This is a genomic window from Catellatospora sp. TT07R-123 (assembly GCF_018327705.1).
In the GTDB taxonomy this organism is placed as follows: domain Bacteria; phylum Actinomycetota; class Actinomycetes; order Mycobacteriales; family Micromonosporaceae; genus Catellatospora.
In genome coordinates, this window is record NZ_BNEM01000002.1 from 1,620,412 (window position 1) to 1,645,876 (window position 25,465).

General features: G+C 72.4%; 30 protein-coding genes and 1 pseudogene. 15 read left to right on the plus strand and 16 right to left on the minus strand.

Annotated features, from left to right (window positions below):
* Positions 1-54: 54 nt before the first annotated feature.
* Positions 55-1,284 carry an arginine deiminase gene (locus Cs7R123_RS27220; protein WP_244872175.1) on the plus strand — a complete coding sequence of 410 codons (1,230 nt, stop codon included), beginning with the start codon at positions 55-57 and terminating at the stop codon, positions 1,282-1,284.
* Here the strand turns inward: Cs7R123_RS27220 and Cs7R123_RS27225 are convergent.
* Positions 1,281-1,670: a DUF1992 domain-containing protein gene (locus Cs7R123_RS27225; RefSeq protein ID WP_212830547.1), complete on the minus strand. Its 390-nt coding sequence runs from the start codon at positions 1,668-1,670 to the stop codon at positions 1,281-1,283. The genes Cs7R123_RS27220 and Cs7R123_RS27225 overlap by 4 nt on opposite strands.
* 107 nt (positions 1,671-1,777) lie before the next feature.
* Between Cs7R123_RS27225 and Cs7R123_RS27230 the strand changes: the two genes are divergently transcribed.
* Both Cs7R123_RS27230 and Cs7R123_RS27235 read left to right on the plus strand, forming a co-directional pair.
* Positions 1,778-2,074: a hypothetical protein gene (locus Cs7R123_RS27230; RefSeq protein WP_212830548.1), complete on the plus strand. Its 297-nt coding sequence runs from the start codon at positions 1,778-1,780 to the stop codon at positions 2,072-2,074.
* Positions 2,071-2,472 (plus strand): hypothetical protein, encoded by a 402-nt coding sequence (locus Cs7R123_RS27235; RefSeq protein ID WP_212830549.1) that lies wholly within the window; start codon positions 2,071-2,073, stop codon positions 2,470-2,472. Before Cs7R123_RS27230 ends, Cs7R123_RS27235 begins: the two co-directional genes overlap by 4 nt.
* A gap of 15 nt (positions 2,473-2,487) precedes the next feature.
* Here the strand turns inward: Cs7R123_RS27235 and Cs7R123_RS27240 are convergent, their stop codons facing one another.
* Complete coding sequence (locus Cs7R123_RS27240) at positions 2,488-2,982, minus strand: hypothetical protein (protein ID WP_212830550.1); 495 nt, start codon at positions 2,980-2,982, stop codon at positions 2,488-2,490.
* Between the two features lie 406 nt (positions 2,983-3,388).
* Between Cs7R123_RS27240 and thrS the strand changes: the two genes are divergently transcribed.
* A complete protein-coding gene (gene thrS, locus Cs7R123_RS27245; RefSeq protein WP_212830551.1) occupies positions 3,389-4,630 on the plus strand; it encodes a threonine--tRNA ligase in 1,242 nt (413 codons plus the stop codon).
* 151 nt (positions 4,631-4,781) lie between these two features.
* Here thrS and Cs7R123_RS27250 read toward each other — a convergent pair whose 3' ends face one another.
* Both Cs7R123_RS27250 and Cs7R123_RS27255 read right to left on the minus strand, forming a co-directional pair.
* Positions 4,782-5,111 (minus strand): transcriptional regulator, encoded by a 330-nt coding sequence (locus tag Cs7R123_RS27250; protein ID WP_212830552.1) that lies wholly within the window; start codon positions 5,109-5,111, stop codon positions 4,782-4,784.
* Complete coding sequence (locus Cs7R123_RS27255; protein WP_212830553.1) at positions 5,111-5,842, minus strand: hypothetical protein; 732 nt, start codon at positions 5,840-5,842, stop codon at positions 5,111-5,113. The genes Cs7R123_RS27250 and Cs7R123_RS27255 overlap by 1 nt, the downstream gene beginning before the upstream one ends.
* A gap of 141 nt (positions 5,843-5,983) precedes the next feature.
* Here Cs7R123_RS27255 and Cs7R123_RS27260 point away from each other — a divergent pair, with 141 nt between their 5' ends.
* Both Cs7R123_RS27260 and lon read left to right on the plus strand, forming a co-directional pair.
* Positions 5,984-6,478, plus strand: coding sequence for a hypothetical protein (locus Cs7R123_RS27260; RefSeq protein ID WP_212830554.1), 495 nt, complete (start codon positions 5,984-5,986; stop codon positions 6,476-6,478).
* A gap of 418 nt (positions 6,479-6,896) precedes the next feature.
* Entirely contained in the window at positions 6,897-9,233 is a 2,337-nt protein-coding gene (gene lon / locus Cs7R123_RS27265) for an endopeptidase La (protein WP_212830555.1), read from the plus strand.
* 59 nt (positions 9,234-9,292) lie between these two features.
* Here the strand turns inward: lon and Cs7R123_RS27270 are convergent, their stop codons facing one another.
* Both Cs7R123_RS27270 and Cs7R123_RS27275 read right to left on the minus strand, forming a co-directional pair.
* Positions 9,293-9,727, minus strand: coding sequence for a carboxymuconolactone decarboxylase family protein (locus Cs7R123_RS27270; protein ID WP_244872176.1), 435 nt, complete (start codon positions 9,725-9,727; stop codon positions 9,293-9,295).
* 63 nt (positions 9,728-9,790) lie between these two features.
* Entirely contained in the window at positions 9,791-10,183 is a 393-nt protein-coding gene (locus tag Cs7R123_RS27275) for a four-helix bundle copper-binding protein (protein ID WP_244872177.1), read from the minus strand.
* A gap of 196 nt (positions 10,184-10,379) precedes the next feature.
* On the opposite strand from Cs7R123_RS27275, the gene Cs7R123_RS27280 reads away from it, so the two are divergent.
* On the plus strand, positions 10,380-11,342 hold the full coding sequence (locus tag Cs7R123_RS27280) for a PQQ-binding-like beta-propeller repeat protein (RefSeq protein ID WP_212830557.1): 963 nt from the start codon (positions 10,380-10,382) through the stop codon (positions 11,340-11,342).
* 138 nt (positions 11,343-11,480) lie between these two features.
* On the opposite strand, the gene Cs7R123_RS27285 is transcribed toward Cs7R123_RS27280, so the two are convergent.
* Positions 11,481-11,684 (minus strand): cold-shock protein, encoded by a 204-nt coding sequence (locus tag Cs7R123_RS27285; RefSeq protein WP_212830558.1) that lies wholly within the window; start codon positions 11,682-11,684, stop codon positions 11,481-11,483.
* Between the two features lie 160 nt (positions 11,685-11,844).
* Between Cs7R123_RS27285 and Cs7R123_RS27290 the strand changes: the two genes are divergently transcribed.
* Both Cs7R123_RS27290 and Cs7R123_RS27295 read left to right on the plus strand, forming a co-directional pair.
* Entirely contained in the window at positions 11,845-12,561 is a 717-nt protein-coding gene (locus Cs7R123_RS27290) for a methyltransferase (protein WP_374707034.1), read from the plus strand.
* Positions 12,558-13,475: a DUF5996 family protein gene (locus Cs7R123_RS27295; protein WP_212830560.1), complete on the plus strand. Its 918-nt coding sequence runs from the start codon at positions 12,558-12,560 to the stop codon at positions 13,473-13,475. Before Cs7R123_RS27290 ends, Cs7R123_RS27295 begins: the two co-directional genes overlap by 4 nt.
* Here the strand turns inward: Cs7R123_RS27295 and Cs7R123_RS27300 are convergent.
* Together Cs7R123_RS27300 and Cs7R123_RS27305 are read right to left on the minus strand one after the other, a co-directional pair.
* Positions 13,465-14,131, minus strand: a pseudogene (locus Cs7R123_RS27300) (response regulator transcription factor); the annotation flags it as partial. The gene Cs7R123_RS27295 and the pseudogene Cs7R123_RS27300 sit on opposite strands and share 11 nt — an antisense overlap.
* Positions 14,119-15,435: a sensor domain-containing protein gene (locus Cs7R123_RS27305; protein WP_212830562.1), complete on the minus strand. Its 1,317-nt coding sequence runs from the start codon at positions 15,433-15,435 to the stop codon at positions 14,119-14,121. The pseudogene Cs7R123_RS27300 and the gene Cs7R123_RS27305, both read right to left, overlap by 13 nt.
* A 144-nt stretch (positions 15,436-15,579) precedes the next feature.
* Here Cs7R123_RS27305 and Cs7R123_RS27310 point away from each other — a divergent pair, with 144 nt between their 5' ends.
* On the plus strand, positions 15,580-15,822 hold the full coding sequence (locus tag Cs7R123_RS27310; protein ID WP_212830563.1) for a hypothetical protein: 243 nt from the start codon (positions 15,580-15,582) through the stop codon (positions 15,820-15,822).
* On the opposite strand, the gene Cs7R123_RS27315 is transcribed toward Cs7R123_RS27310, so the two are convergent.
* The 3 genes from Cs7R123_RS27315 to Cs7R123_RS27325 form a co-directional block, all read right to left on the minus strand.
* Positions 15,795-16,361, minus strand: coding sequence for a GNAT family N-acetyltransferase (locus Cs7R123_RS27315; protein ID WP_212830564.1), 567 nt, complete (start codon positions 16,359-16,361; stop codon positions 15,795-15,797). The genes Cs7R123_RS27310 and Cs7R123_RS27315 overlap by 28 nt on opposite strands.
* A 49-nt stretch (positions 16,362-16,410) precedes the next feature.
* On the minus strand, positions 16,411-17,238 hold the full coding sequence (locus Cs7R123_RS27320; protein WP_212830565.1) for a universal stress protein: 828 nt from the start codon (positions 17,236-17,238) through the stop codon (positions 16,411-16,413).
* A gap of 395 nt (positions 17,239-17,633) precedes the next feature.
* Positions 17,634-18,038, minus strand: a complete 405-nt coding sequence (locus tag Cs7R123_RS27325) for a DoxX family protein (protein ID WP_212830566.1) — start codon at positions 18,036-18,038, stop codon at positions 17,634-17,636.
* A gap of 124 nt (positions 18,039-18,162) precedes the next feature.
* Between Cs7R123_RS27325 and Cs7R123_RS27330 the strand changes: the two genes are divergently transcribed.
* From Cs7R123_RS27330 to Cs7R123_RS27345, 4 genes are all read left to right on the plus strand, one after another.
* Positions 18,163-19,746: a family 43 glycosylhydrolase gene (locus Cs7R123_RS27330; RefSeq protein WP_212830567.1), complete on the plus strand. Its 1,584-nt coding sequence runs from the start codon at positions 18,163-18,165 to the stop codon at positions 19,744-19,746.
* Positions 19,747-19,780: 34 nt separating this feature from the next.
* Positions 19,781-20,389, plus strand: a complete 609-nt coding sequence (locus Cs7R123_RS27335; RefSeq protein ID WP_212830568.1) for a bifunctional 2-polyprenyl-6-hydroxyphenol methylase/3-demethylubiquinol 3-O-methyltransferase UbiG — start codon at positions 19,781-19,783, stop codon at positions 20,387-20,389.
* A gap of 161 nt (positions 20,390-20,550) precedes the next feature.
* A complete protein-coding gene (locus Cs7R123_RS27340; protein ID WP_212830569.1) occupies positions 20,551-21,114 on the plus strand; it encodes a helix-turn-helix domain-containing protein in 564 nt (187 codons plus the stop codon).
* A complete protein-coding gene (locus Cs7R123_RS27345; protein ID WP_212830570.1) occupies positions 21,101-21,985 on the plus strand; it encodes an SRPBCC family protein in 885 nt (294 codons plus the stop codon). Before Cs7R123_RS27340 ends, Cs7R123_RS27345 begins: the two co-directional genes overlap by 14 nt.
* 45 nt (positions 21,986-22,030) lie before the next feature.
* On the opposite strand, the gene Cs7R123_RS27350 is transcribed toward Cs7R123_RS27345, so the two are convergent.
* From Cs7R123_RS27350 to Cs7R123_RS27365, 4 genes are all read right to left on the minus strand, one after another.
* Positions 22,031-22,942, minus strand: a complete 912-nt coding sequence (locus tag Cs7R123_RS27350; RefSeq protein WP_212830571.1) for a cyclase family protein — start codon at positions 22,940-22,942, stop codon at positions 22,031-22,033.
* Between the two features lie 57 nt (positions 22,943-22,999).
* Positions 23,000-23,314, minus strand: coding sequence for an STAS domain-containing protein (locus Cs7R123_RS27355; protein ID WP_212830572.1), 315 nt, complete (start codon positions 23,312-23,314; stop codon positions 23,000-23,002).
* A 140-nt stretch (positions 23,315-23,454) separates the two neighbouring features.
* Positions 23,455-24,054, minus strand: a complete 600-nt coding sequence (locus Cs7R123_RS27360) for a LysE family translocator (protein ID WP_212830573.1) — start codon at positions 24,052-24,054, stop codon at positions 23,455-23,457.
* 2 nt (positions 24,055-24,056) lie between these two features.
* A complete protein-coding gene (locus Cs7R123_RS27365) occupies positions 24,057-24,794 on the minus strand; it encodes a metallophosphoesterase (RefSeq protein ID WP_212830574.1) in 738 nt (245 codons plus the stop codon).
* 76 nt (positions 24,795-24,870) lie between these two features.
* Here Cs7R123_RS27365 and Cs7R123_RS27370 point away from each other — a divergent pair, with 76 nt between their 5' ends.
* A complete protein-coding gene (locus tag Cs7R123_RS27370) occupies positions 24,871-25,464 on the plus strand; it encodes an ABATE domain-containing protein (protein WP_212830575.1) in 594 nt (197 codons plus the stop codon).
* Position 25,465: the final 1 nt, after the last annotated feature.

The window sequence follows — 25,465 nt, forward strand, 5'->3', positions numbered from 1 at the left end:
CGAGGCACGATGAGCGGATTCGGGGTTCACTCAGAGGTCGGCACCCTGCGGAAAGTGCTGGTGCACCGCCCTGACCTGGCGCTGCGTCGGCTCACCCCGTCCAACCGGAGCGAGCTGCTCTTCGACGACGTGCTGTGGGTGGAGCAGGCGCAGGCCGAGCACGACCAGTTCGTGGCCGAGCTGCGCGGGCGGGGCGTGGAGGTGTTCCTGCTGCACGACCTGCTGTCGGAGGCGCTGGGGCAGCCGGGGGCGCGGCAGTGGGTGATGGAGCACGTCGTCAGCCCGTACACGGTGGGGCCTTCGATGGTCGAGGCGGTGCGGGGCGCGCTGGCGAACATGGACGACCGCACCCTGGCCACGCACCTCACCGGCGGGATCACCCGGGCCGAACTGATCGAGTTCGCCGACACGGACCTGGCCGGGTCGTCGCTGACGGTCTCCACCACGATCGACTCGTCGTTCATCCTGCCGCCGCTGCCCAACCACCTGTTCACCCGCGACACCTCCTGCTGGATCTACGACGGGGTGTCGCTGAACCCGATGTCCTGGCCCTCGCGGCAGGCCGAGACGGTCAACCTCGGCACCGTGTACCGGTTCCACCCGATGTTCCGGCAGGCCGGGATCACCTTCTGGTACCCGGACGCGGCCAACGCCGAGGAGCACGACCAGTTCGACATACAGTCCTTCGGCCGGGCCTCGCTGGAGGGCGGCGACGTGATGCCGGTGGGCAACCGGACGGTGCTGATCGGCATCAGCGAGCGGACCACCGCGCAGATGGCCGAGATCCTGGCGCGGCGGCTGTTCGAGAAGGAGGCCGCCGACCGGGTGATCGCGGTGCAGCTGGCCCGGCAGCGGCAGTTCATGCACCTGGACGTGGTGTTCACGTTCATGGACCGCGACACCGTCACGGTCTACCCGAAGGTCATCGACAGCACCACGGCGTACAGCCTGCGGCCCGGGGACCGGGCCGGGGTGCTGGAGGTGACGCCGGAGAAGAGCTTCCTCGGCGCGGTCGCCGACGCGATCGGCCTGTCCCGCGAGCGCGACCTCAAGGTCGTCACCACCGGCGGGGACGAGCCGCAGCAGGAGCGCGAGCAGTGGGACTGCGCCAACAACGTGGTGGCGGTGTCGCCCGGCGTCGTCATCGCGTACTCGAAGAACATCAACAGCAACCGCAAGTACCGCGAGGCCGGGATCGAGGTCGTCGAGATCGACGGGTTCGAGGTCGGCAAGGGGCGCGGCGGCGGCCACTGCATGACCTGCCCCCTGCTGCGCGATCCCTAGCGGGCTCTGCGGCGCGCCTTCCAGTCGCGGACCACCTGGTCGGCGTCGACCAGGCCGAGCACGACGGCGGGGCCGTTCAGCAGGCCGCGGTTGGCGCGGACGACGCGGGTGTTGATCTCGGCGACCATCGCGCGTACGGCCGCCTCGCTCAGCTTCCTGGCCACCTTGTCCGGCAGGTCCTCGATGTCGCGGCGCAGCAGCAGCGTGGCGGGCAGCGCCCCGGCCAGGTTCTCGCGGCGGGCCAGGTCGCGCAGCCACCAGTCCTCGGGCAGCACCTCACCCGCGCCGGGCAGCGGCTTGCCGGTGCCGGGCAGGTCGTCGAAGTCGCCGCGCTCCTGCGCCTCGCGGATCTGCCGGTCGATCGCCGACTCCCAGGCGGGCCCCATGCCGTACCCCCGATCTCCTGCGCCTTCCCTGCGCCCAAAGTACCCGTTCGGGGTGAACCCGGCGCGGGCGCTTCCCCAACCGTTTATGAGAGATATACCGTGGAATTATGAATGACGAGCCCATCGGTGCCACCGAGCCGTCGGAGCGGCGGGTCAAGTCCTACAGCCTGCCGACCGACCTGGCCGAGTACGTCGAGCGCAAGGCCGGACGCCGGGGCGCGTCGGCGTACATCAGCAGCCTGATCGCGGCCGACCGGCACCGCGACCTGGTCCGCCGGGAGCTCGAAGACTTCGGGTACACCGGCGAGCTCGCGATCACCGCCGAGGGACGGGCCAAGGCCCGGCGCCGCCTCGACCGCCACGCCGCCAGCCGCGCCGCGCGCTCGGTCGGGGAGGCCGCGTGAGCATCGGCGTCGTCTTCGACACCAGCGCCCTGCTCGCCCACGTACGGCTGGAGCGCCTGTCGGCCGGAGAGCTGGTGGGCGAGGTGGCCGACAACGGCGACCTGGTCGGGGTGCCCGCCCTCGCCGTGCTCGACGCGCTGGCGCAGCTCAAGCAGGACGACCGGGCACGGCTGGAGCGGCTGGTCGACGGGGACAGCCACACCGTCGTGGTGCTGCCGCTCACCTCGGCCGACGTGCTGGAGGTGCACCGGGTCGCCTCGCTGATCGCGGGCGGGTGGGGCGCCGCCCAGGCGGTGGTCGCAGCCAACCGGCACGAGGTGCTGCTGGCCACGACCGCCCCGGCCGACCTCGGCATCGGCGTCGTCATCCACGCCGACGACGTCGACGTGCTGTCCTGAACTCTGCCGCCGAGCTCACTTCGCGCCGGGTCTGACCCGGAAGCCGAGCTGGTCGGTCGCGAACACCTCGCGCAAGGCCGTGATGACGAAGAAGCACACGTCCTGCCACGGATTGGCGTCCGCCTCCGCCTTGGCGATCTTCAGGGCCGTCTGGCTGGCGCCGTCGAGGTAGGCGTCCGCGCGAGCCTCTGGGATGTTGTCGGGTCGCGACACCATCATGTTGCACGAGCGGAAGCCCCCGGCCGGCCGGAGCGCCAGCACCGGCCAGTACCGTTCGACATACCCGCCGCCGATCGGCTTCCACGGACTGCGCGGTCCGCCCAGGCTGCTGGCACCGTCTTCTTCGGGCGTCTCGGGCACGAGGTCGGCCGACTCGCCGTCTTCCTGCCGCTGCACCGCCGCGCTGTCGCGTGTGCCGGCCGCCACAGCGAGATCAACGCACCTGCCGGGTGTCCACGCACCGCCCACCATCGCCGCGACGGCCCTGTTGCCCACCGCGCGCTGGAGCATGAGCAGCCGATCCTGGTCGGTAGCGGGTCGGACCCGGTGGTCCGCCTGGTGTATCGCCGGATCGGCCGAAGTCTCGACATGACACGCACGACCACCCACGAAACCACCATACGTTGGTACGCATGGAGAGTTCGCCGAATCAACGAGGTCACCGGCCGTTCCGCCCGGCACCGGCGGCGGGCCGCCCCGTGACTGCCCCGGAAAGCGGCTTGCGCCGACGGCCACCGGGCCGTGTAGTGTCCCTCGCATGCAGATCCGATTCAGCACGACGACGCCGGGACACCCCGGCGTGACCGCGTGTTGACCTGCTGACCCAAGTCATCCGTCGGCCCCGGGGCACCCGCCCCGGGGCCGACGCGTTTTCCCCGGACGTGTGCCCGCCGACGCGTACCCGAGGAGAGATCTCATGTCCCAGGCACCTGCCGACCACCGCAAACTCGGCCGCGAGCTGGAGCTCTACCACTCCGATCCGCTGGTCGGCGCCGGGCTGCCGATCTGGCTGCCGAATGGCGCGGCCGCCCGCCACGCCATCGAGTCCTACATCCGCGAGGCCGAGCGCCTGGCCGGATACCAGCACGTGTACTCCCCGCCCATGGCCAAACGGGAGATGTACCGAAGGTCGGGGCACCTGGCGAAGTTCGGCGACGACATGTTCCCGGCCATGGCCGAGGAGGGGCAGCCCGAGTCCGAGGCGCTGATGCTGCGGCCGAGCCTGTGCCCGCACCACGCGATGGTGTTCGGCGCGCGCGGACGGTCCTACCGTGAGCTGCCGCTGCGCGTGGCCGAGCTGGGCGGGATGTACCGGGCCGAGCGGTCCGGCGTGGTCGGCGGCCTGGGCCGGGTACGGGCGATCTCGCTGAACGACGCGCACGTGTTCTGCGCCCTGGACCAGGTCGGCGACGAGGTCGCCGCGATCCTGGCGATGATCCTCGACGCGCACCGGGCGCTGGGGTTCGCCGCCGACTCGTTCCGGCTGTCGCTGCGCGGGCAGGGCCCGGCCTACCTGGGTTCGCCGGCCGACTGGGACCTGGCCGAGGACCTGCTGCGGCAGGCGCTGCTCAAGGCGGGGATCGCGTTCGCGGAGGTGCCGGGCGAGGCGGCGTTCTACGGCCCGAAGATCGATATCCAGGTACGGGACCTCGCCGGGCGGGAGTGGTCGCTGTCGACCATCCAGGTGGACTTCGCCCAGCCGGAGCGCTTCGACCTGTCGTACGTGGACCGCGCCGGCGAGCGGGCCCGGCCGGTGATGGTGCACCGCAGCGTGGTGGGCAGCCTGGAGCGGCTGATGGCGCATCTGATCGAGGTGCACCAGGGCGCGTTCCCGGCCTGGTATGCCCCGGTGCAGCTCGCGGTGGCGCCGGTCGGCCCGGCCCAGGACGCGGCGGCGCACGGGCTGCGCGAAGCGGCGATGCGGGCGGGGCTGCGGGTGGAGCTGCTGCTGGACGGGTCGCTGGGCAACCGGATCCGGCTGGCCGCACAGCGCAAGGTGCCGTACCTGGCGGTGCTGGGAGCGCGGGAGGTCGCGGCGGGTGAGGTGTCCCTGCGCCTGCGCGACGGCCGCGAGCTCCCCGCCCGCCCGGTCGCCGAGGCCCTGTCCCTGATCAACGCGGTCGTCGCCGCCCACTCCCCCGCCCTCCTCCCCGCCTGACCCCGCCGGATCGCCCCCGCCCCGCCCCGGGCCTTCGGCCTTCGGGCCTCGGCCCTCGGCCCTTGGCCAAGTTGCCGGGCAATCGGGCGTATACGCGGCCCGTATACGCCCGATTGCCCGGCAACTTGCGAGGGGGGAGGAGGGAGAGGTCTCAGGCGGCGGCGGGCGGGGGGTCGGACAGTTCGACCTGGTGGATGAGCTGTTTGAGGTGGGCGATCTCGTCGCGCAGGGCGGTCTGGCCGGCCGCGGTGAGGGTGACCCAGGTGCGGGGGCGCTTGCCCTCGTACCCCTTCTCGATCTCGATCAGCTCGGCCTTCTCCAGCACCGTCAGGTGCTGGCCCAGGTTGCCGGCGGTCAGCTTCAGCGTGTCGCGCAGGAACCCGAACTCCACCTGCCGGGCCTGGTGGGTGATGGCCAGGATGCCCAGCCGGACGCGCTGGTGGACCACGTCGTCCAGGCCGTTGGTGGGGTGGTCGGTCATCACGCCCGGGCCTCGGCGTTCGGCCGGAACAGGGCGAAGGCGGCGGCGCCCGCCAGCAGCAGCGCTGCCGGGACGAGCAGCTGCGGCAGGAAGAACCACCGCGAGGTGGCGTGGATGAACCGGCTGCCGATGATCACACCGACGGCCAGGAAGCCCAGGCTGTACGCCAGCAGCAACCGGTGGCGCTCGACCCACGCGAGCACCAGCAGCGCCAGCCCGATCACCGCCATGGGGCTGGTCAGCGCGTTGACGAGCCAGCCCGCCGGTCCGATCTCGACCTCGCCGCGGTCGACGGCGAACACGTCGGCGGGAACGGGCAGCACCGGGTGGAACATCAGCCAGACCGACACGCCTGCCATCAGGACGGCGAGCACGACACCGGCGGTGATGTACGGACGGATCGCGGTGCCCACGCCGCGCCGCCGCGACTGCCGTACGTAGAAGGCCGCGATCGCCGCGTAGGCGAGCACCAGCGCGACAGTCCAGTAGGCGAGCACGGCCGGGTTGGGCGCGGGGCAGACCGTGTGGTCGGGCCGGGACTGGCAGCGGCCGAACACGTCGAGGTACGGGACGAACCGGTAGACGGGGATCGCGGCCAGGGTGACCACGGCGAAGACCAGCAGCGGGAACCAGGTGCCCCGCTGGGCGGCCCGGACCTGACGGGTCAGGTCGCGCACTGACGCGAGCAACTCTCGCGGGTTGTCCGCCTGGGGGACGGATTCGTTTGCCATGCAGTTAGCTTTGCATTACAGACCAGTCGGCGCAAGAGACCATTTTGGGGTATGCGCAGAGTCTGGCTCGCGACCGTGCCCGCCCGGAACGTTGCTAGTTGTACTGAATGAACCGGACGTAACACTCGAAAGGTGCCTCACATGAAGCGTGTCGTCGTCTACGGGTGCGCGGTGTGGGCCGCCCTGGTGGCCATCTCGCTGATCCTGCTGCCCGCCGAGGGCAAGCACGAGGCGCTGTACGAGTCGATCAAGCTGACCGTGCTGGTGGCGGCGGTGCTGGGCGCCACCATCCGGCACCTGTCCCACCGTCCGGCGATGACGCCCGTCGCGGCCGCGCTGGTGGGCGCCGCCTGGGCGGCGGTATGCGTCGCGCTGGACCTGGTGCTCTACCTCGCCGGAGCGTTCACCGTCGGGCTCGACGTCTACTTCACCGACGTGGCCTCGTCATACCTGGTGATGCCGGTGATCACCACGCTGGCCATGACCTGGCTGGAGTTCCGTGCGGCAGCACCCGCCGCGCCCGAATCCGAGCCCGCCGTCGCACTGGAGCCCGCTGTCGTGTCGGCACCTGCCCCCGTCGGCGGCGGGCCGGGTCCGGAGGAGCCGAATCACTACATCCCGGTCGGGCACTGCTGACCCACCCCTGGCGACCCACCCCCCTGACGACCGGCCCCCCTGACGACCCGCCCCCCGCAGCCGAGCCCGACGCTGGCGGGTCGTCCGAAGATCGCTGTTTGCGGTCAGAGGGTGTCCTCGGGCAGCGCCTTATGACCGCGGACAGCGATCACCCCACCAAGATCGTCAGCTGCGGCCAGAGTCTGGGGCGGGGCGGCGCGAACCTCGGGTCAGCCGCAGTCGATCAGGGAGTTGTGCACACGACACGCCGTCGAACACGGCCATAGGTTCATGATCGACGCCTCGGGAGGGGGCGGGGCCGGGGGTGGTGGAGGGGTGGGAGTGACCTGGGTCACAGGGGGGAGGACGGGGGGAACAACGGGGGTGGTGGCGAACTTGAGCCGAGCAGACTCAAGTAGCGAATGGCAGGTGTCTGATAATGACCACACTCCCCGTCCTCCCGCTCGACGACGCCGTTCTGCTGCCCAGGATGGTCGCGCAGGTCGCGCTCGACCCCGACGTCCAGGCCGCCGTCGACGCCGCGCGGGCTGCGGGCGACAAGACCGTGCTGGCCGTCCCCCGCCTCGACGGCGACTACGGCTCGTACGGCGTCACCGCGATCATCGAGAAGGTCGGCCGGCTGCCCAGCGGCGAACTCGTCGCGGTGATCCGCGGCGTGACCCGCGCGCGGATCGGCTCCGGCGTGCCCGGCCCCGGCGCGGCGCTGTGGGTCGAGGCCACGGTGGTCGCCGACCCCGAACCGGCGGGCAAGGCCCGCGAGCTGGCCCGCGAGTACAAGGCGCTGGTCACGTCGATGCTGTCCGAGCGCGGCGCCTGGCAGGTCGTCGACGCCGTCGAGCGGATGACCGACCTGTCGGAGCTGGCCGACTCGGCCGGCTACGCCCCCTGGCTGACCCTGGCGCAGAAGGTCGAGCTGCTCGGCTCCCCCGACGTCACCTCCCGGCTCGAACTGCTGGTCGGCTGGGCGCGCGAGCACCTGACCGAGCAGGAGGTCGCCAACAAGATCAGTAACGACGTGCGCGAGGGGCTGGAGAAGTCCCAGCGCGAGTTCCTGCTGCGCCAGCAGCTGGTCGCGATCCGCAAGGAGCTCGGCGAGGACGAGCCCGAGGGCTCGGCCGACTACCGGGCCCGGGTCGAGGCCGCCGATCTGCCGGAGAAGGTCCGCGAGGCGGCGCTGCGCGAGGTCGGCAAGCTGGAACGGGCCAGCGACGCCTCCCCGGAGACGGGCTGGATCCGCACCTGGCTGGACACGGTGCTGGAGATGCCGTGGGGCGTGACCACCCAGGACGACACCGATCTGGCGCAGGCGCGGGCGGTGCTCGACGCCGACCACACCGGACTGGACGACGTGAAGGACCGGATCCTGGAGTACCTGGCCGTGCGCAACCGGCGTGCCGCCAGGCACCTGGAGGTCGTCGGCGGGCGCGGCTCGGGCGCGGTGCTGGCCCTGGCCGGGCCGCCCGGGGTGGGCAAGACCAGCCTGGGCGAGTCGGTCGCGCGGGCGCTGGGCCGCAAGTTCGTCCGGGTGTCGCTGGGCGGCGTACGCGACGAGGCCGAGATCCGCGGCCACCGGCGCACGTACGTCGGGGCGCTGCCCGGCCGGATCGTGCGGGCGCTGCGCGAGGCCGGTTCGATGAACCCGGTCGTGCTGCTCGACGAGGTGGACAAGCTGGCCGTCGGCTTCGCCGGCGACCCGGCCGCCGCCCTGCTGGAGGTGCTGGACCCGGCGCAGAACCACACGTTCCGCGACCACTACCTGGAGGTCGACCTCGACCTGTCCGACGTGCTGTTCCTGGCCACCGCGAACGTGGTGGAGACCATCCCCGGCCCGCTGCTGGACCGGATGGAGCTGGTCACCCTGGACGGCTACACCGAGCGGGAGAAGGTCGCCATCGCCCGCGACCACCTGCTGCCGCGGCAGCTGGAGCGCGCGGGCCTGACCGCCGAGGAGGTCACGGTCGGCGAGGACGCGCTGCGGTCGGTCGCGGCCGAATACACCCGCGAGGCGGGCGTACGGCAGCTGGAGCGCTCGATCGGGCGCATCCTGCGCAAGGTCGCGGTCAAGCTGTCCGGCACCGACGAACCGGTGCACGTGTCCGAGGCGGACCTGAAGGAATACCTGGGCCGTCCCCGGTTCACGCCCGAGTCCGCGGAGCGGACCGCGACACCCGGCACGGCCACCGGCCTGGCGGTCACCGGCACCGGCGGCGACGTGCTGTTCATCGAGGCCACCTCGATGGAGGGCGAGCCGGGGCTGACCCTGACCGGGCAGCTCGGCGACGTGATGAAGGAGTCGGCGCACATCGCGCTGTCGTACCTGCGCGCCAACGGGCGCCGGTTCGGCCTGGACCCCAACTCGCTGGCCGGGCGCCGCATCCACCTGCACGTGCCCGCGGGCGCGGTGCCCAAGGACGGCCCCAGCGCCGGTATCACCATGGTGACCGCGCTGGCGTCGCTGGCCTCGGGCCGGCCGGTGCGGCCGGAGGTCGGCATGACCGGCGAGGTGACCCTCAACGGCCGGGTGCTGCCGATCGGCGGGGTCAAGCAGAAGCTGCTGGCCGCGCACCGGGCCGGGCTGACCGAGATCGTCATCCCGGCGCGCAACGAGCCCGACCTGGACGACCTGCCCGAGGACGTCCGCCGGGAGCTGAAGATCCACGTGCTGTCCGACGTGGCCGATGTGCTCGCCGTGGCGCTGCGCCCGGTGCAGGACAGCGGCGAGGTCCCGGCCGGTCCGCGCCTCGCGACGGTCTGACCGGCGATACCGGAGGGGGCGTTCCGCTGCGGCGGGGCGCCCCTGTTCGCGTACGCGGGTCAGAGGGCCGGTTGCAGGTCGGTGCTGACGCCGATGCGGTTCCACAGGTTGATCGCGCCGATGGCCAGGATCAGGTCGGCCAGCTCCTTCTCGCTGAAGTGGGCGCGGGCGCCGTTCCACACCTCGTCGGACACGCCGTGCTCGGCGATGCGGGTCACCTCGTCGGTCAGCGCCAGCACCACCCGGTCGCGCTCGTCGAACGGGAACTCCCGCCACGCCGACACCCCGAGCACCCGGCGCACGTCCTCACCCGCCTTGAGCAGGTCCGTGCCGTGCTGGTCGACGCAGTAGCCGCAGCCGTTGACCATCGACGCGCGCAGCTTGACCAGGTTCAGCAGCCGGGAGTCCAGGTTCGCGTGCAGGTACCGCTCCAGCTCGAACAGGATCCGGTAGCCGTCCGGTGCGACCTTGCCCAGGTTCATCCGCTCGCTCATCGCCACCACCTCCGGTGCCCAGTCTCGCGGGCGCGCCCGGTGGCGCGGGCAGGAACGGGCAGGTCAGAGCAGGACCGGCTCGCGCAGCATCGCGGCGCAGGCGGCGGCGCACCGCTCGCAGGCGTCGACGGCGGCCTTGCAGTGGGCGTACCGGTCGGCGTTGAGGCGGGTCTCGTCGGCGCAGACCGCCGACACGACCGCGCACGCGTCCAGCACGGCCCGCACCAGTTCGGGGTGGTCGCCCCGGAACCGGTCCAGCACCTCGGCCGCGGTGGCGCACATGTCGGCGCAGTCGAGGTTCGTACGGATGCACCGGACCAGGTCGGCGACCTCGGGTTCGCCCAGGCAGGCGTCCGCGCAGGCGTTGCACGCCTCGGCGCAGGTGTTGCAGGCGCGCACGCAGGCGGCCCGCACGTCCTGGTTCAGGTCCTGCTCGTCGCGGTACATCGGCGTCATCGGCTGCATCTCTCGACCGCCTTCGCGTAGTCCTGAAGATCGATTCTACCCGCGCCGACGCATCCCCAGCCCCCAAGATCACGCAAGTTGCCGGGCAATCGGGCGAAAGAGCCGCCAAGATACGCCCGATTGCCCGGCAACTCGGCGGACCACAAACGGCTTGGCCGCGGCTCGGCGGAGCTGGTTCGATGCCGAGGTGATCAGTGAGGTGGAGTGGCGGCACGACCTGCACCAGCGCGGCAGCCGGTGGACGCTGGGCGACGGCCGGCTGGTGGTCACGGCGCGGATCAGCCGCCTGGTGTGCCTCGATCCACACGACGGCACCGTCAACTGGGACGTCCCCGCCGGCACCTGGCCCTACGGGCTCGCGCACGGGCCGGGAAGCTGCCTGGTCCTGCCGCAGACGCCGTCGGACCTGATCTGCCTCGACGCCGTCCATGGCGCGGTCCGCTGGCGGGCCGGGCTCGCCCGGTACACCGGCCACCTGACCGTGACCACATCGGCCGTCCTGGTGGGCGGCTGGCGCGGCTACACCCCGATGACGGCGTTCGAGCCGGTCACAGGGGAACGACTGTGGCGGACCCCGGCCCCGGTGGCGGTCCAGGAGCCGTTCGCCTCCGGCGGCTCCGTGCTGGTCGCCGAGGCCGGCACCGGTCGGGTCCAGGCGGTCGATCCGCGTACCGGCGAGGCGGAGCTGGTGGGCGAGCTGCCGGAGCCGGTACGCGAGTACGACGCGGAACCGGTGTTCGTGCGGTTCGACGATGAACGGGTGCTGCTGTCCGGCCAGACCGCGCTGTGGGAGCTGCGACCTGCCGATGGCCGGTTTCGGCAGCTCAGTCAGGCTTTCTACGGCAGGCCGCCCGTGGTCGTCGGCGGGCAGATCTGGCTCCCGGACGGCCGTGACGCGCTCCTGCTCGACGGCGATGGGCGACCGTGCGCGCGGGTAACGCCGGCGGGCCGGTTCGCCGGTGCCGCCGCTGTCCGGGCCGGGCACGTCGTGGCCGACTCCGAGGGGCACCTGACCCTGCTCACCCCCGAGGGGGGCCGACTGGGTCGCGTCAGGATCGACCGAAAGATCTTGGCGGTACGGAACCTGGACGCCGACCGGATCCTGGTCCTGGGCAAGGGGTCGGTGTCGGCGGTCCGAATCCGCGTCTGAGCAGCCGATGGAGGCTGTCGGCAGGCCCTGTTCGCCGGACGGGACGAGGAGAACGGGCCGGACCTCGCGGTCCAGACCCGTTCCCGTTCGAGTTCGATCAGTTGTGGACGGCCGCCGTGCGGCGGCCGCCCACGGCCTTCAGAGCGGACGTACGTTGGCCGCCTGCGGTCCCTTCTGACCCTGCGTCACCTCGAAGTCCACCTTTTGGCCCTCCTGGAGCTCGCGGTAGCCGCCGCCGGTGATCGCCGAGTAGTGGACGAACACGTCAGGTCCGCCACCGTCCTGCTCGATGAAGCCGAAGCCCTTTTCCGAGTTGAACCACTTCACAGTGCCTGTTGGCATGCCGTTCTTCTCCTTCAACGGTGTGGCGGTGTGCCTCTTGTCGCGGCGCGACCCCCGCCCCACGTGCAACTGACCCTAGCGCCCCGGGGCACGATTCGGCGGCGTTTTGTGTCGCGGAAGTCATGATCTGCCGTGAATCCGGGGTCGGAGCGGGCATGCTGTGGGGGTGATGAGCCGAGCGGGAGTCGTCAACCTAGAACGTGAACTGCGCATGTCCGGAGCCGACGGCCTGGACGGGCTGCGGTTGACCCCGGTGCCGCTGGTACCCGAGATACAGCTGTACACCGCCGTCGACTCGATCGTGTGGTGGGCCCGGATGGAGGCGGAGGTCGGGAGCAGCCTCGCGGCGCCGTACTGGGCGTCGGCGTGGGCGGGCGGCCAGGCGCTGGCCCGCTACCTGCTCGACCATCCGCAGACGGTGGCCGGGCGCCGGGTGCTGGACCTGGCGTCGGGTTCGGGGCTGGCCGCGATCGCGGCGGCGCAGGCGGGGGCGATGCTGGCCGAGGCCAACGACATCGACCCGTACGCGATCACCGCCATCGCGCACAACGCCCGCGCCAACGGCGCGTCCGTCACCGCCCGCCTGGGCGATCTGCTCGACGGGCCCGCCGACGCCGACATCGTGCTGGCCGGCGATGTGCTCTACCAGTCGCAGGTCGCCGAGCGGATGCTCGCCTTCCTGCGCCGCGCCGCGGCCGACGGCGCGCAGGTGCTGCTCGGCGACCCCGACCGGGGGCATCTGCCCACCCACGGGCTGACCCTGCTGGCGGCCTACCCGGCCCCGGACGCGCAGGCGTTCGTCGACGCCGAACTGGAGCAGATCTGCGTGTACCGGCTGGAGCCCGATCCGGGTTCGCAAGGCCGGGACCTGCGGTGACACCGGGGCCGGCGGCGACGTCGCGGGGTGCGTGGCCCGAGCTGCCGCTGGCCCGGTGGTCGGACACCCGCGACACGATGCAGCTGTGGACGCAGGTCGTGGGCAAGGTGCGGCTCGCCCTGGAGCCGATGGTCAACCACTGGTGGCAGGTGCCGCTGTACGTCGACGCCCGCGGCCTGACGACCTCGCTGATGCCGTACGGCGCCATCGGTCTGGAGATGGTCTTCGACTTCCGGCGGCACGTGCTCGAACTGCGCACCACCGACGGCCGCACCGCCGAGGTCGACCTGCGGGGGCGGTCCGTGGCCGACTTCTACGCCGACGTGCTGGCGCGGCTGGCCGATCTCGACATCCAGATCGACCTGATGGGACGGCCCGTCGAGCTGCCGGAGGTGGTGCCGTTCGCCGACGACCGGCAGCACTGCGCCTACGACCCGGAGTTCGCGCACGCGTTCTGGATCTCGCTGGTGCAGGCGCACCGCGTGTTCACGCGGTTCCGGTCGCGGTTCGTCGGCAAGGTCAGCCCGGTGCACTTCTTCTGGGGCGCGTTCGACCTGGCGGTGACCCGGTTCTCGGGGCGGCCCGCGCCGCTGCACCCGGGCGGGGTGCCCAACTGCCCCGACCGGGTCAGCCACGAGGCCTACAGCCACGAGGTGAGCAGCTGCGGATACTGGCCGGGCGGCGGCGGGCAGGGCAGCTTCTACGCGTACGCCTACCCGGAGCCGCCCGGGTTCGGTGACCGGGTGCCGCCGGCCGGGCGCTACGACGCGCAGTTGGGCGAGTTCCTGCTGCCGTACGAGACCGTGGCGCGGGCCGACGACCCCGACGCCGTGCTGCTGGAGTTCCTCCAGCACACCTACGAGTACGCCGCCGACCTCGCCGCTTGGGACCGCACCGCCCTCGAACGGGCCTAGGCGGCCGCCCGCAGGTACGTCAGCACCGCCAGCACCCGGCGGTTGCTGTCGTCGGTGGGCGGCAGGTCGAGTTTGGCCAGGATGCTGCCGATGTGCTTGCCCACCGCGGCCTCGGTCACGAACAGCCGCCGGGCGATGGCCGCGTTCGAGTGGCCCTCGGCGACCAGCGCCAGCACCTCGCGCTCCCGGGCGGACAGGGCCGCCAGCGGGTCGCGCGGACGCAGCATCAGCCGCCGGACCACCTCGGGGTCGATCACGGTGCCGCCGCCGACCACGGTCCGCAGCGCGGCGACGAAGTCCTCCAGGTCGGCGACCCGGTCCTTGAGCAGGTAGCCGAGGCGATGCCCGTCGCCGGTGTCGAGCAGCGTCGCGGCGTACTCGGGCTGGACGTACTGGCTGAGCACCACCACGGCCAGGTCGGGGCGGTCGCGGCGCAGGGCCGCGGCCGCGCGCAGGCCCTCGTCGGACTGCCCGGGCGGCATCCGGATGTCGGTCACCACCAGGTCCGGCCGGTGCTCGGCCGCGGCCCGCAGCAGGCTGTCGGCGTCGCCGACGGCGGCCACGACCTCGAACCCGAACCGGGCCAGCACCCCGGTCAGCCCCTCGCGCAGCAGGACGCCGTCCTCGGCAAGGACCACCCTGGTCACAGCGTGCACGGCAGCTCCACCCGGACCAGGGTAGGCCCGCCCACCGGGCTGGCCAGCAGCAGCCGCCCGCGTACCGTGGCGACCCGGTCGGCCAGCCCCGACAGGCCGGTGCCGCGGGCGGGGTCGGCGCCGCCGCGGCCGTCGTCGCGCACCTGGAGCACCAGCAGGTCGCCGTCGCGGTCCGCGCTCACCTCGGCACGGGTGGCCCCGGCGTGCTTGGCGGTGTTGGCCAGCGCCTCGGAGACGGCGAAGTAGGCGGTGTTCTCGACCAGCTCCGGCAGGCGGCCGGTGGCCCGCTCGGCGACGGTCACGGTGACCGGGATCGGCGAGCGGTCGGCCAGTTCGCGCAGGGCGGCAGGCAGTCCGAGGTCGCGCAGGGTCTGCGGGGCGATGCCGTGGATCAGGTCGCGCAGCACGGTCATCAGCTCCTTGGCCTGCTCGTGGGCGCGGGCCAGCGGCGCGGCGGCGGGCGAGTCGGCGGCGGTGTCCAGGCGGGCCAGCGACAGCTGGAGGGTGAGGCTGGTGAGGCGGTGCTGGACGCCGTCGTGCAGGTCGCGTTCGATGCGGCTGCGCTCGGCCTCGTACGCGGTCATCAGCCGGGCGCGGGAGCGGGCGACCTCGCGCAGCGCGGTCGCCTCGCCGCCGGGTGCGGTGCCGAGCAGCGCTCTGGCCAGCGCGGCCTGCCCGGCCGCGACCAGGCTCAGCAGGTACGGCACGGCGGGCAGCAGGGCCAGGGCGACCAGGGCGTACGGGATGGCCGCCTGCGGCGTGTCGACGGTCGTGGCGCCCAGCGCGATCGGGCCCTCGCCGGCCGGGATCAGGAACGGGCCGGTCAGGAAGGCCAGCTCGACGAAGAGCAGCAGCCCGACCAGGCCGTACGCGAGGGGGACGAGGCCGCCGAGGACGGTGGCGTACAGCACCTCGCGCCAGGTCGCGGCCTCGGTGTAGCGAGTGCTGAGCCAGGTCAGCGCGTCGCGGGCGGGCCGGTGCGCGGACGTGACCGGACGGGAGTCGACCAGGCCGAGCCGCCACCGTTCGAGCGCGGCCAGCGGGACCGACAGCAGGGGTGCGGCGAGCAGGGCCAGCACGGTGCACACGACCGGCGCGACGAGGTCGATGCCCCGCAGCGGCTGGCTCTGCACCAGCCGGTGGCCGATGTTCCACCAGAGCAGCGCGACCAGGGCCACACCGGGCGCGACGACGGCCGCGACCGGGACGGTGGTGGCCAGGTAGGCCAGGGCGCGCCACGGCCAGGCGGACAGGAGGAACCGGCGGCGCCGCAGCGCCGGGAACAGATATTGATCAACAGGCACGTGACCACGTTATCGGCGGCGGCGGCGCGGCCCCAGCCGTCTGGGCGGAGTTCCCGGGTATACCCAGCCATACCTCTGCACGTTGAGAACCCGACACGAAGATTGATACAGTTATGTATATCTATTTATTTCGACGGAGGCGTCATGACGCTCACCAAAGCCGCGCGCCGGACGACGGTCGCCGGCCTGCTCGGCCTCACCATCGGACTCGCGGCAGCGCTGCCCGCCACACCAGCCTTCGCCCGCCCGCCCAGGTACACCTTCCAGGGCTACTACGTCGACGCCAACTCCTGCGAGACCGCCGGTCAGGACTACCTGCTCTCCCACTGGAACTCCGGCTACTACTGCCAGGAGAGCAACTACATCTGGGAGCTCTGGGTCGTGTGACCTGACCGCAGAAACTGCCGGGACGTGCGCGGCAGCATCCTGCGCATGCACACGCGGGGCCACCGGTCCAGGCCGTGTGCGGCCTCGCGTTCGCGGACGGCCCGTAGTCCCGGTGTGATCTCGCCGTCGTCGAGGACGACGAACCCGCACCGGCGGTAGTACGGGCCGTTCCACGGAACGTCGGCGAAAGTGGTGAGGGTGAGCGCCGGCACGCCGTCGGCCGCCGCGTGTTCCGCGAGGTGGTCGAGCAGCCGTCGGCCCACCCCCCGGCGGGCGCAGCCGGGATGGACCGACACCTGCTCGACGTGGAGATTGCCGTCGACCACGTCGGCGATGAGGTAGCCGACGGCCGCATCGGCGGCGGCGTCAGCGGCGACCCAGGCGCGGCCTGCCTGCCGGTAGCCTGCGAGCACGTCGAGGGGCAGGGGTTCGTCCTCCGCGATCTCCGGCATGCCGATGCCGCGGAACCATTCCCCGGCGGCCCGCTCGATGTCTTGCAGTACGGGTAGCTCGGCCTCGCGAACCGCTCGGATGCGCATCGCGCCATCGTCCCCCGGCACCGCCGGACGGTTCGAGCCGTTATCCGGCTCAGGCGACCTGGTCGTGGTCGTGCACGACCAGCACCGGGCAGCCCGCGTGGTGCAGCATCGCCTGGCTGGTCGAGCCGCGCAGCAGCCCGGTGATGCCGCCGTGGCCCCGGCAGCCGCACACGAACAGCTCGGCGCCCTGCGACAGCTGGATCAGGGTCTTGGCCGCGTCACCGGACGGCGTCACCTCCACCACGTCCACCGCGGGATGGCGGCTGCTCCACGGAGCCAGCATCGCGTCCAGGTCCGACCGGTCGTCCCGGCCGTGCCGCACGTGTACGGCGGTGAGCCCGACCCCGCGCAGCGCGGCCTCCTCGAACGCCGCACCCAGCGCCTGCGCCGCGTGCGGCGAGTCACCGACCCCGACGACGACGCGGCCGTGCGCCGGGTTGTCCGCGTCGACGGTGCGCGGGCGGATCACCGCGACCGGGCAGTGCGCGTGCATCGCGGTGTGCAGGCTGGTGGAGCCGACGACCATGTCGTAGAAGCCGCTGTGGCCGCGGCTGCCGACCACGATCATGCTGGCGTGGTCGGACTCGTTGATGAGCGCGTGCGTGCTGTCGTCGTTGACGGTGGCCGTCTGCACGGTCAGGCCGGGGTGACCCGCTAGGGCCTGGTCGCGGGCACGGGCGGCGGCCTCGGCGCCCGCGTCGTCGAGCTCGTGCGAGATGTAGTCGTACCCGACGCGCGGGCCGGGCGAGTCGATCACGTAGACGAGCCGCAACGGCACGGCGTGGCGTTGCGCGGCGTCGGCCGCCCACGCGATCGCGGGCTGGGAGGTGGTGGTCCCGTCGATCCCGACGGTGATCGGGCGCTCCAGGGTCTGCATCTGGCGGCCTCCTTACGGCCTTCGCCTGCGGCGGCATACCGTGCACGACCGCCCTAGCCGGCCGACCGCGCAGCTCGCGCCTTCAGGCTAACCCCGGCACGTCCTGCCTGGTGGCGTCCTGCGCCTCCTGCCTGGTGGCCCGTCCTGCGCCGGAACGGGATCAAGCCCAGCCGCCGGGGGCGCGGCGGCTGGGCTGTCGCTCGACGCCTCCCGCCACGCAGGCGGGTGACCGAACCACCCGGGCAACCGGTTACTCCGCAGGGTGGCCGCGCCCGGATGCCCGGTCGGAACGCGGCTAACGGCGGGCTCCCACGCTGCTCGGGGAGAGGTCGGCTGCCGGACGCCTAGTACCCGGCGCCGACCTGGCCCAAACCTCTCCGGCGATCTCTGTTCGGTCAGAACATCGGCCCGGTCAGCGTCCAGCCGGCCGTCTCGGTGCGGAACAGCACGAACGCGAGCAGCAGGCCGCCGACGATCGCGATGTTCTTCATGAACATCGCCAGCTCGGTCGCCTTGACCGCCGGATCGGTGTCGGTCCAGAAGTGGTGCACCCGGAACGCGGTGGCCAGCAGGAACAGGATGAGCATCAGCACGCCGAGGTCGCCGAGGATTCCGAGCGCGACCGACAGTCCGCCGAGCAGGATCCAGGCGCCGGTCGCGCGCACCATGCCCGCCGCCACGGGCGCGTTGCGGTACTCGGAGTAGCCGACGACGTCGTGGGGCTTGGCGAGGTGGTTGATGCCGGAGCCCAGGAAGATCAGCGCGAGCAGGATCCGGCCGATCAGCAAGAGGACATCCATGATCTCCTCCAACGGTGCGCATACAGGCAGTTCAAGCCTATATCGGATCGGCTCGCCGGTGCCGCGATGTGGACGGCCTCCTGCCCCGGCCGGCCCGGCCGCGACCGGGGGCTACGGTCGGACGATGCCGCCCAATCCGGTGCTGCCGGGCTCGCACCCCGACCCGTCGATCGTCCGTGTCGGCGCCGACTTCTACCTCGCCACCTCCACCTTCGAGTGGTATCCGGGCGTACGCGTGCACCACTCCCGCGACCTGGCGCACTGGACGCCGCTGGGCGGGATCCTCGACAGCCCGCGGCTGCTCGACCTGACCGGCTGCCCGGACTCGGGCGGGGTGTGGGCGCCCAACCTCACGTACGCCGACGGGCTGTTCCACCTGGTCTACGGCAATGTCTCGACGTACTCGGGCGGGTTCACCGACTGCGTCAACCACCTGGTCACCGCGCCGTCGATCGATGGGCCGTGGTCCGATCCGGTGCTGCTGCACGCCCGCGGGTTCGACGCCTCGCTGTTCCATGACGGCGAGGCGAGCTGGCTGCTCAACCTGGTGCACGACTGGCGGCCCCGGCACGGAGGCTCGGCCGGGCTGGAGGCGATCCGGTATGACCGGGCGAGCCGCCGCCTGGTGGGCGAGCCGGTGCGGCTGGAGCTGCCGCCGGGCGCGGGGTGGATCGAGGGGCCGAACCTGTACCGGCACGACGGTTGGTACTACCTGCTCACCGCCGACGGCGGCACCGGGTACGACCACCAGGTGAGCGTGTGTCGGTCGCGGGCGCTGGCCGGGCCGTACGAACGCGACCCGGACGGTCCGCTGCTGACCGCCCGGCACCGGCCCGACTGGCCGCTCCAGAAGGCCGGGCACGGCAGCCTGGTGCAGGACGCGGCCGGGGACTGGCACCTCGCGTACCTGGTCGCGCGGCCGCAGGGTTCGCGGGGCCCGTGCGTCCTGGGCCGCGAGACCGCCCTCACCCGGGTGAGCTGGTCCGACGACGGCTGGCCGACGGTCGCCGACGGGCTGCCGTCCCTGGAGGCGCCGGTCCTGGCCGCGGCGCCCGCTGAGATCGCCGGACCGCTGGAGGTCGACGGGTTCGACGGGTTGCGGCTGGGTCCGCAGTGGTCGACGCTGCGGCGCCCGGCCGATCCGAGTTGGGTGTCGCTGGGCGAACGTCCCTCTCACCTGCGGATCCGGGGCGGGCGGTCGCCGCAGAGCTTCACCGGGCAGAGCCTGGTGGCGCGGCGGGTCACCGGGGCGCGCTGCTCGTTCGAGGCCGAGGTCGACTTCCGGCCAGCGGGGCACCAGCACGTCGCGGGGATCACGGCGTACTACAACAGCCGCAACTGGCACCTGCTGTATCTGACGGCTGACGACGAGGGGGCCCGGGTGCTGCGTACGGCCACACGGGACCGGGGCGTGCTGACCGTGCACCCACCGACGGCCGCGCTGCCCGGCGCGGAGCCGGTGCGGCTGGGGCTGGACCTGCGCGACGGCGAGCTGTCGTTCCGGTTCCGCGACGGCGACCGGTGGCGGCCCTTCGGCGCGCGGCTGGACGCCACCGTCCTGTCCGACGAGCATGCGGTCGAGTTCGACGGCGACGCGATCGGCACGCTGGGCTTCACCGGCGCCTTCGTCGGGCTCTGGGTCTGGGACCTCAACGGCCGCGGCCACCCCGCCGACTTCACCGCGACCGCGTACGAGGTCCACCCGTGACACCGCCGCTCGCGTTCTCCGGCATAGTCACCCGGTGAACTCGGACCAGGTGCAGACCGCGTACTCCGCCGTCACAGACCTCTACATCGGGCTGTTCGGCACGATCCAGCAGACACATCCCGACGACGTGGCCTTCATCGAGCGGCATCTGCTGCTCCGGCCCGGCAGGGTGCTCGACGTGGGCTGCGGGCCCGGCCACCTCACCGGTCACCTCCGGTCGCTCGGCGTCGACGCGGTGGGCATCGACCTCGTCCCCGAGTTCATCTCCCATGCGAGGGCGGCTCACCCGGACGGCGAGTACCGGCTCGGGTCGATGGCGAGCCTCGACGCCGGGGACCGCTCCGTCGCCGGTGTCCTGGCCTGGTTCTCGGTGATCCATACCCCGCCTCGGGAGCTCGACGGGGTGCTCGCCGAGCTCCGGCGGGTGACGGCACCGGGCGGCACGCTGGTGTTCGGCTTCTTCGAGGGTGACGAGGTCGAGCCCTTCGACCACAAGGTCGTGACGGCGTATCGCTGGCCCGCCGACGAGGTCTGCGCACGGTTGGCACAGGCCGGGTTCGTCGAGGTCGAGCGCATGCACCGGCCCGGCGACGGCACGCACCGGCCGTACTCCGCGATCGCCGCGGTCCTGCGCGAACCGTGACCTGCTGACGCGGCACCACCCCGACCGACAGGGGTGATCCGAAATCGTGGTCGCTGGGTGCGGCCAGAGCAACACCTGGCGTCCACGGTTTCGGATCATCGTCCCGGCAGGCCTACGGGCCATTGACAAAAAATTCTTTTACGTAAAGACTGATTTTCGCCATGAGAAATGTCGTCTACCTCGACCAGATCGAGCAGGCTGAGGCCCTGCTCAAGCCGCAGCGGATCGAAGTGCTGCGGCAGCTCGCCGAGCCCCGGTCGTGCACCGAGGTGGCGGTCGAGCTCGACCAGACCCCGCAGCGGGTCTACTACCACGTCAAGCGCCTGCTGGACGCCGACCTGGTGCGCCAGGTGGCCGAGCGCCGGGTGCGCGGGATCAACGAGGGGATCTACCAGGCGGCCGGCCGGTCGTACTGGCTGTCCCCCAGCCTGGTGGGCCGGATCGGGCTGCGCCCGACCCGCGACCGGCTCAGTCTGGGCTACCTGGTCGACCTGATGGAGGGCGTCCAGGCGGACGTCGCCGCGCTCGACCTCACCCGGCCGGACCTGCCCTCGATCGGCGTGTCCGGAGACATCCGGGTGCGCCCGGAGCAGCGCAAGGCGTTCCTCGACGAGTTGCAGCAGACGCTGCAGGACCTGTTCACCCGCTACGGCGGCGCCGAGGGCGACGCGTTCCGCCTGGCCGTCGCCTGCTATCCGAAGGGAGATCCCGATGACCGAGTCTGACCTGCGCCTGCGCGCGGTCATGCCGGCCCAGCCCAAGGTCGTGTACGAGGCACTGACCGACCCGGCCGCGCTGCGCGTGTGGCTGGCCGAGCACGCCGAGGTCGACCTGCCCGGCCGGTACGAGTTCTGGGGCCGGTTCACGCCCGACGGCGCCGAGCCGCACCAGCGCGTGCTGCATGTGGACGAGCGCACCCTCCGGTTCGCCTGGACCGTCGACGGGGTCGAGTCCACGGTGCAGATCGAGCTGGCCGAGGACGAGGACGGCACGCTGTTGACGCTGAGCCAGAGCGACCTGCCGAGTTTCGCGGAGGTGATCGCCGACACGGCCGGTGCCCGCGGCGCGCTCCAGACGTTCTGGACGCTGTCGATCGCCAACCTGGCCGACTACCTGGACGGCCGGGAGCTGACGCCCCAGTGCGACTTCACGTCCAGCGAGCTGCGGGCGTCCATGGTGATCGACGCGTCGCCGGACGAGGTCTTCGCCTCGATGACCACATCGGAGCTTTTCAGCCGCTGGTCGGGCGTGCACGTCGACATCGAGCCCCACGTGGGCGGCCGGTTCGCGATGGGCGGGTTCGACCTGGACCCCAGCGGGGCGCGGTTCGTCGAGTTCGAGCCGGGCCGCAAGGCGACGCTGCGGTTCGCCGACGGCATGATCGACAGCTGGGAGCTGGCGGACTCGGACGGCAAGACCCGGCTCACCGTGGTGCAGAGCGGGTTCGACCCCGCCAACCCGCCGTACCCGGGCTGGGCCGGCTGGCTGGGCGGCCTGGCCGCGCTGCGCCGCTACCACGAGCTCCCGCAGTGGCGCTCGATCTGGCTTCAGATCGAGAGCGCCGGGGTCCCCGAGGGCATGTTCAGCATGGAGTAGCGCGAGCGGGGCCCCGGAACGCGCTCCGGGGCCCCGACTTTCAGGTCACGGGACCAGGGCGTAGGCGCGGACGGAGAAGGTGCCCAGGCCGCTGATGCGCAGCGGGGCCGCGTGCAGGCGGGCGCCGGTCAGCGGGAGCTGGTCCAGCCCGGTGAGGTGCTCGACGATCGGGATGCCGGCTTCGAGCAGGAGCGAGTGGACCGGGCGCTCCCCCGCCGGGACGATCTCGTCGATGTTGACCGAGTCGATGCCGACCAGGGCCGCACCCGCCTGGACCAGGTATTCGGCGGCTTCACGGGTCAGGTACGGGGCGTCGGTGCCGTACGCGTCGGTGCCGAAGTGGCGGTCCCAGCCTGTGTGGACCAGCACCGCCCGGCCCGCGACGTCCAGCGGCGCGAACGCCAGCGGGCCGACGCCGCGCTCGGTGGACCCGGTGACCCGGGCGACGGCGACCGGCAGGTCGACGAAGGCCGACAGGGGCAGGTCGGCCAGGTCGGGGCCGTCGGCGTACCGGTGGAAGGGGCTGTCGACGTAGGTGCCGGTGTTGGTCACCATGTCGACGTGGCCGATGACGAACTCGGTGCCGGGCGCGTAGTGCGACCGGGAGTCGGCCCGGCTCAGGTGGTCGGACAGGCGCGGGCCGGGCAGTCCGGGATAGGTGACGACGCCGTCGCTGAGCACGTGGTTGAGTTCGACCAGCCGCGTCGGGGCGCTCGGCGCGGCGGCGGTGTCCGACGGGCCGCCGCGCGAGCCCTTGTGCGGCTCGGTGAGGATCTCGACGTCGCGCAGGTCGACCCGCTCCACCATGAGCAGGCCCAGGTGCCGCGTGAACAGGGCGGCGATTTCGGCGTCGGTGATGGTGCCGGACGGGATGTCCAGCCGGAACCCCTGCGCCTGCAACCCGCCCCCGTTGGCGAAGGTCACGTCGGCGTCGAAGCTCACCCGATACTCGATCATGCGCGCATTGTGCCGCAGCCCCGGCCCAGCTCAGCCGGACGGGGCCGCCCCGATGCCTCAGGTGAGATACGGGGTCACCCCGGTCACGTCGAAGATCCGGCGCACGAACGGTGCCGGGTCGACGCATTTGAAGCCGACGCCGCGCCCGTCGGCGTACTGGCGCACCCGCAGCAGCGCGGTGATGCCGGTCGAGTCGAGGAACAGCGTCTGCGACAGGTCGAGTTCGAGCAGGCGGCAGCCGGTGGTGTCGATCGCGGTGGTCAGCCAGCCGGCGAGGTCCTCGGTCACGGCCATGTCGATGTCGCCGACCAGCTCGACCCGGCACACGTCACCGTGGACCACGGTCGTATGGGTAACCCGATCGTCGGCCACGGCCACCTCCCTCCTGTGTCGCGTACCCCTGTCCCGAGGGTGGCAAACCGCGAAACCGGCAGGTCAAGGCCACAGTAGCGCGGTGGGCGATACACGCGTGCGGTGGTGCGCAGAACAGCGGGCGGGTATCGCCCGCCGCTTCACACCGCGGCGCGTACCCCCAGACCGATCAGGACGACCGCGGCCAGGCGGCGGGTCACGGCGGCCAGGCCGCTGACGGCCAGGGCCCGCCGGGCCCGGCGCAGCAGCGCGGTCCAGCCGCCCAGCCACGCCACCATGAGCAGTGCGTGCGCCGTGGCCAGGGTGAACACCTGCGCGGCCAGGGACCGGCGCGGGTCGACGAACTGCGGCACCAGGGTGAGGTAGATCGAGGCGGCCTTCGGGTTGAGCACGTTGCCCAGCAGCGCCTGCCAGTAGGCGGAACGCTGCCGGTCGATCCGGGCACCGGTGCCGGGGCGCGGGCCGCGCCAGGTCAGGACCCCGAGCACCACCAGGTACGCCGCACCGGCGAGCCGTACCGCGGTGAACAGCCTGCTGGAGTGCATGACCAGCGCGGACAGGCCCGCGACGGCGAGTGCCGCGTGCACGTACAGCCCGGTGAGGGTGCCCAGCACCACGGGGGCGGCGTGCCTGGCCCCGCCGGCGGTGACCCGCTGGGTGAGCAGGGCCAGGCTGGCGCCCGGGGTGGCGACCAGCGGCAGCACGGCCAGCAGGAACCCGGCCACGGCCTGCGGCGCCATGTTCAGCGCACGACCCGGAAGTGGGTGATCAGGCTGCCGTCGTCGTCGAGCACGTGGTAGGCCAGCGCGGGCGGGGCGTCCAGGTCGGCGAGGCCCTCGCCCTCCCAGGGCAGGCGCAGGGTCCAGGTGATCGCGGGGGCGACCAGCAGCGGCCGCCGGGCGAAGGTGGAGGCGGCGGCGGTGTGGGAGTGACCGGTGAGCACGGCCACCACGTGCGGGTGGGCGTCGAGCAGGTCGGCGAGGTCCTGCTGCCGTTGCAGGCCGATGCTGTCGGGCAGCGGGTGGTGCATGCGGACCGGCGGGTGGTGGAAGGCGAGGAAGGCCGGGACGTCGTGCAGCTCGCTCAGGGTGCGGTCGATCCAGGCCACGGTGTCCGGGTCGAGCAGTCCCTCATCGCGGCCGGGGATGCTGGAGTCGCACATGAGCACGGCGGCGCCGCCGACGCGGTGGACGGAGTTGACCGGGCTGCCGTCTTCGGGCAGGCCGAGCAGGCCTTTGCGCAGCGGCCCGCGCGCGTCGTGGTTGCCGGGGGCGAGCAGCACCGGGAACGGCGCGGCCAGGATGCGGGCGGCCTCCTCGTACTCGCTGATCTCGCCGTGGTCGGCGATGTCCCCGGTGACGACGACGGCGTCGACGGGCCGGGGCAGGTTGCGCAGGTGGTCCATGACGCGCAGGGCGCGTTCGGTGGCGCGCTGGGTGCCGTCCAGATGCAGGTCGCTGATGTGGGCGAGCAGCAGCATGGTTCTCCCTCGGAGGTGAGCCGACTAACGCTAAAAGTTCATCCAGCCGTTAGGCACGGTAACGTATCCTGGACCGGTGATCAACCTGGCTCTCGACCTGGCGAGCACGATCCGCCACGACGGCAACGGCGGTGTGGCCGACGACCTCGCCGCCCCGGCCGGGCTGACCACCTGGGTACGCGACCGCGCCGACGCGCTCGGCCCCTGGGCGGCCGCGTTCACCGCCGACTCCCGCGCCCTCGCCGACGTCACCTCCCTGCGGGCCGGGGTGCGGGCGCTGTTCGCCCGCGCGGTACGGCCCGCGCCGCCCAGCCGCGCCGACGCCGACCGGCTGCTGCCGCTGCCCGAGGCCCTGACCCGGGTCAACGACGCGGCCGCACAGGTGCCGACCACGCCCCGGCTGACCTGGGCCGAGCAGGGCGAACCGGCCGCGCGGCCCGAACACGGCACGGCCGCGCCCGCGACCCTGCTGACCGCCGCGCTGGCCCGTGCCACGATCGACTTCCTGACCGGCCCCGACCGGGCCGACCTGCGTTCGTGCACCGCCCCGCGCTGCGTGCGCTACTTCGTCAAAGGCCACGGGCGGCAGGAGTTCTGCAAGCCGTCATGCAGCAACCGGGCCCGGGTCGCCCGCCACTACCAGCGCCAGCACGAGAACCAGGCGGGCTGAG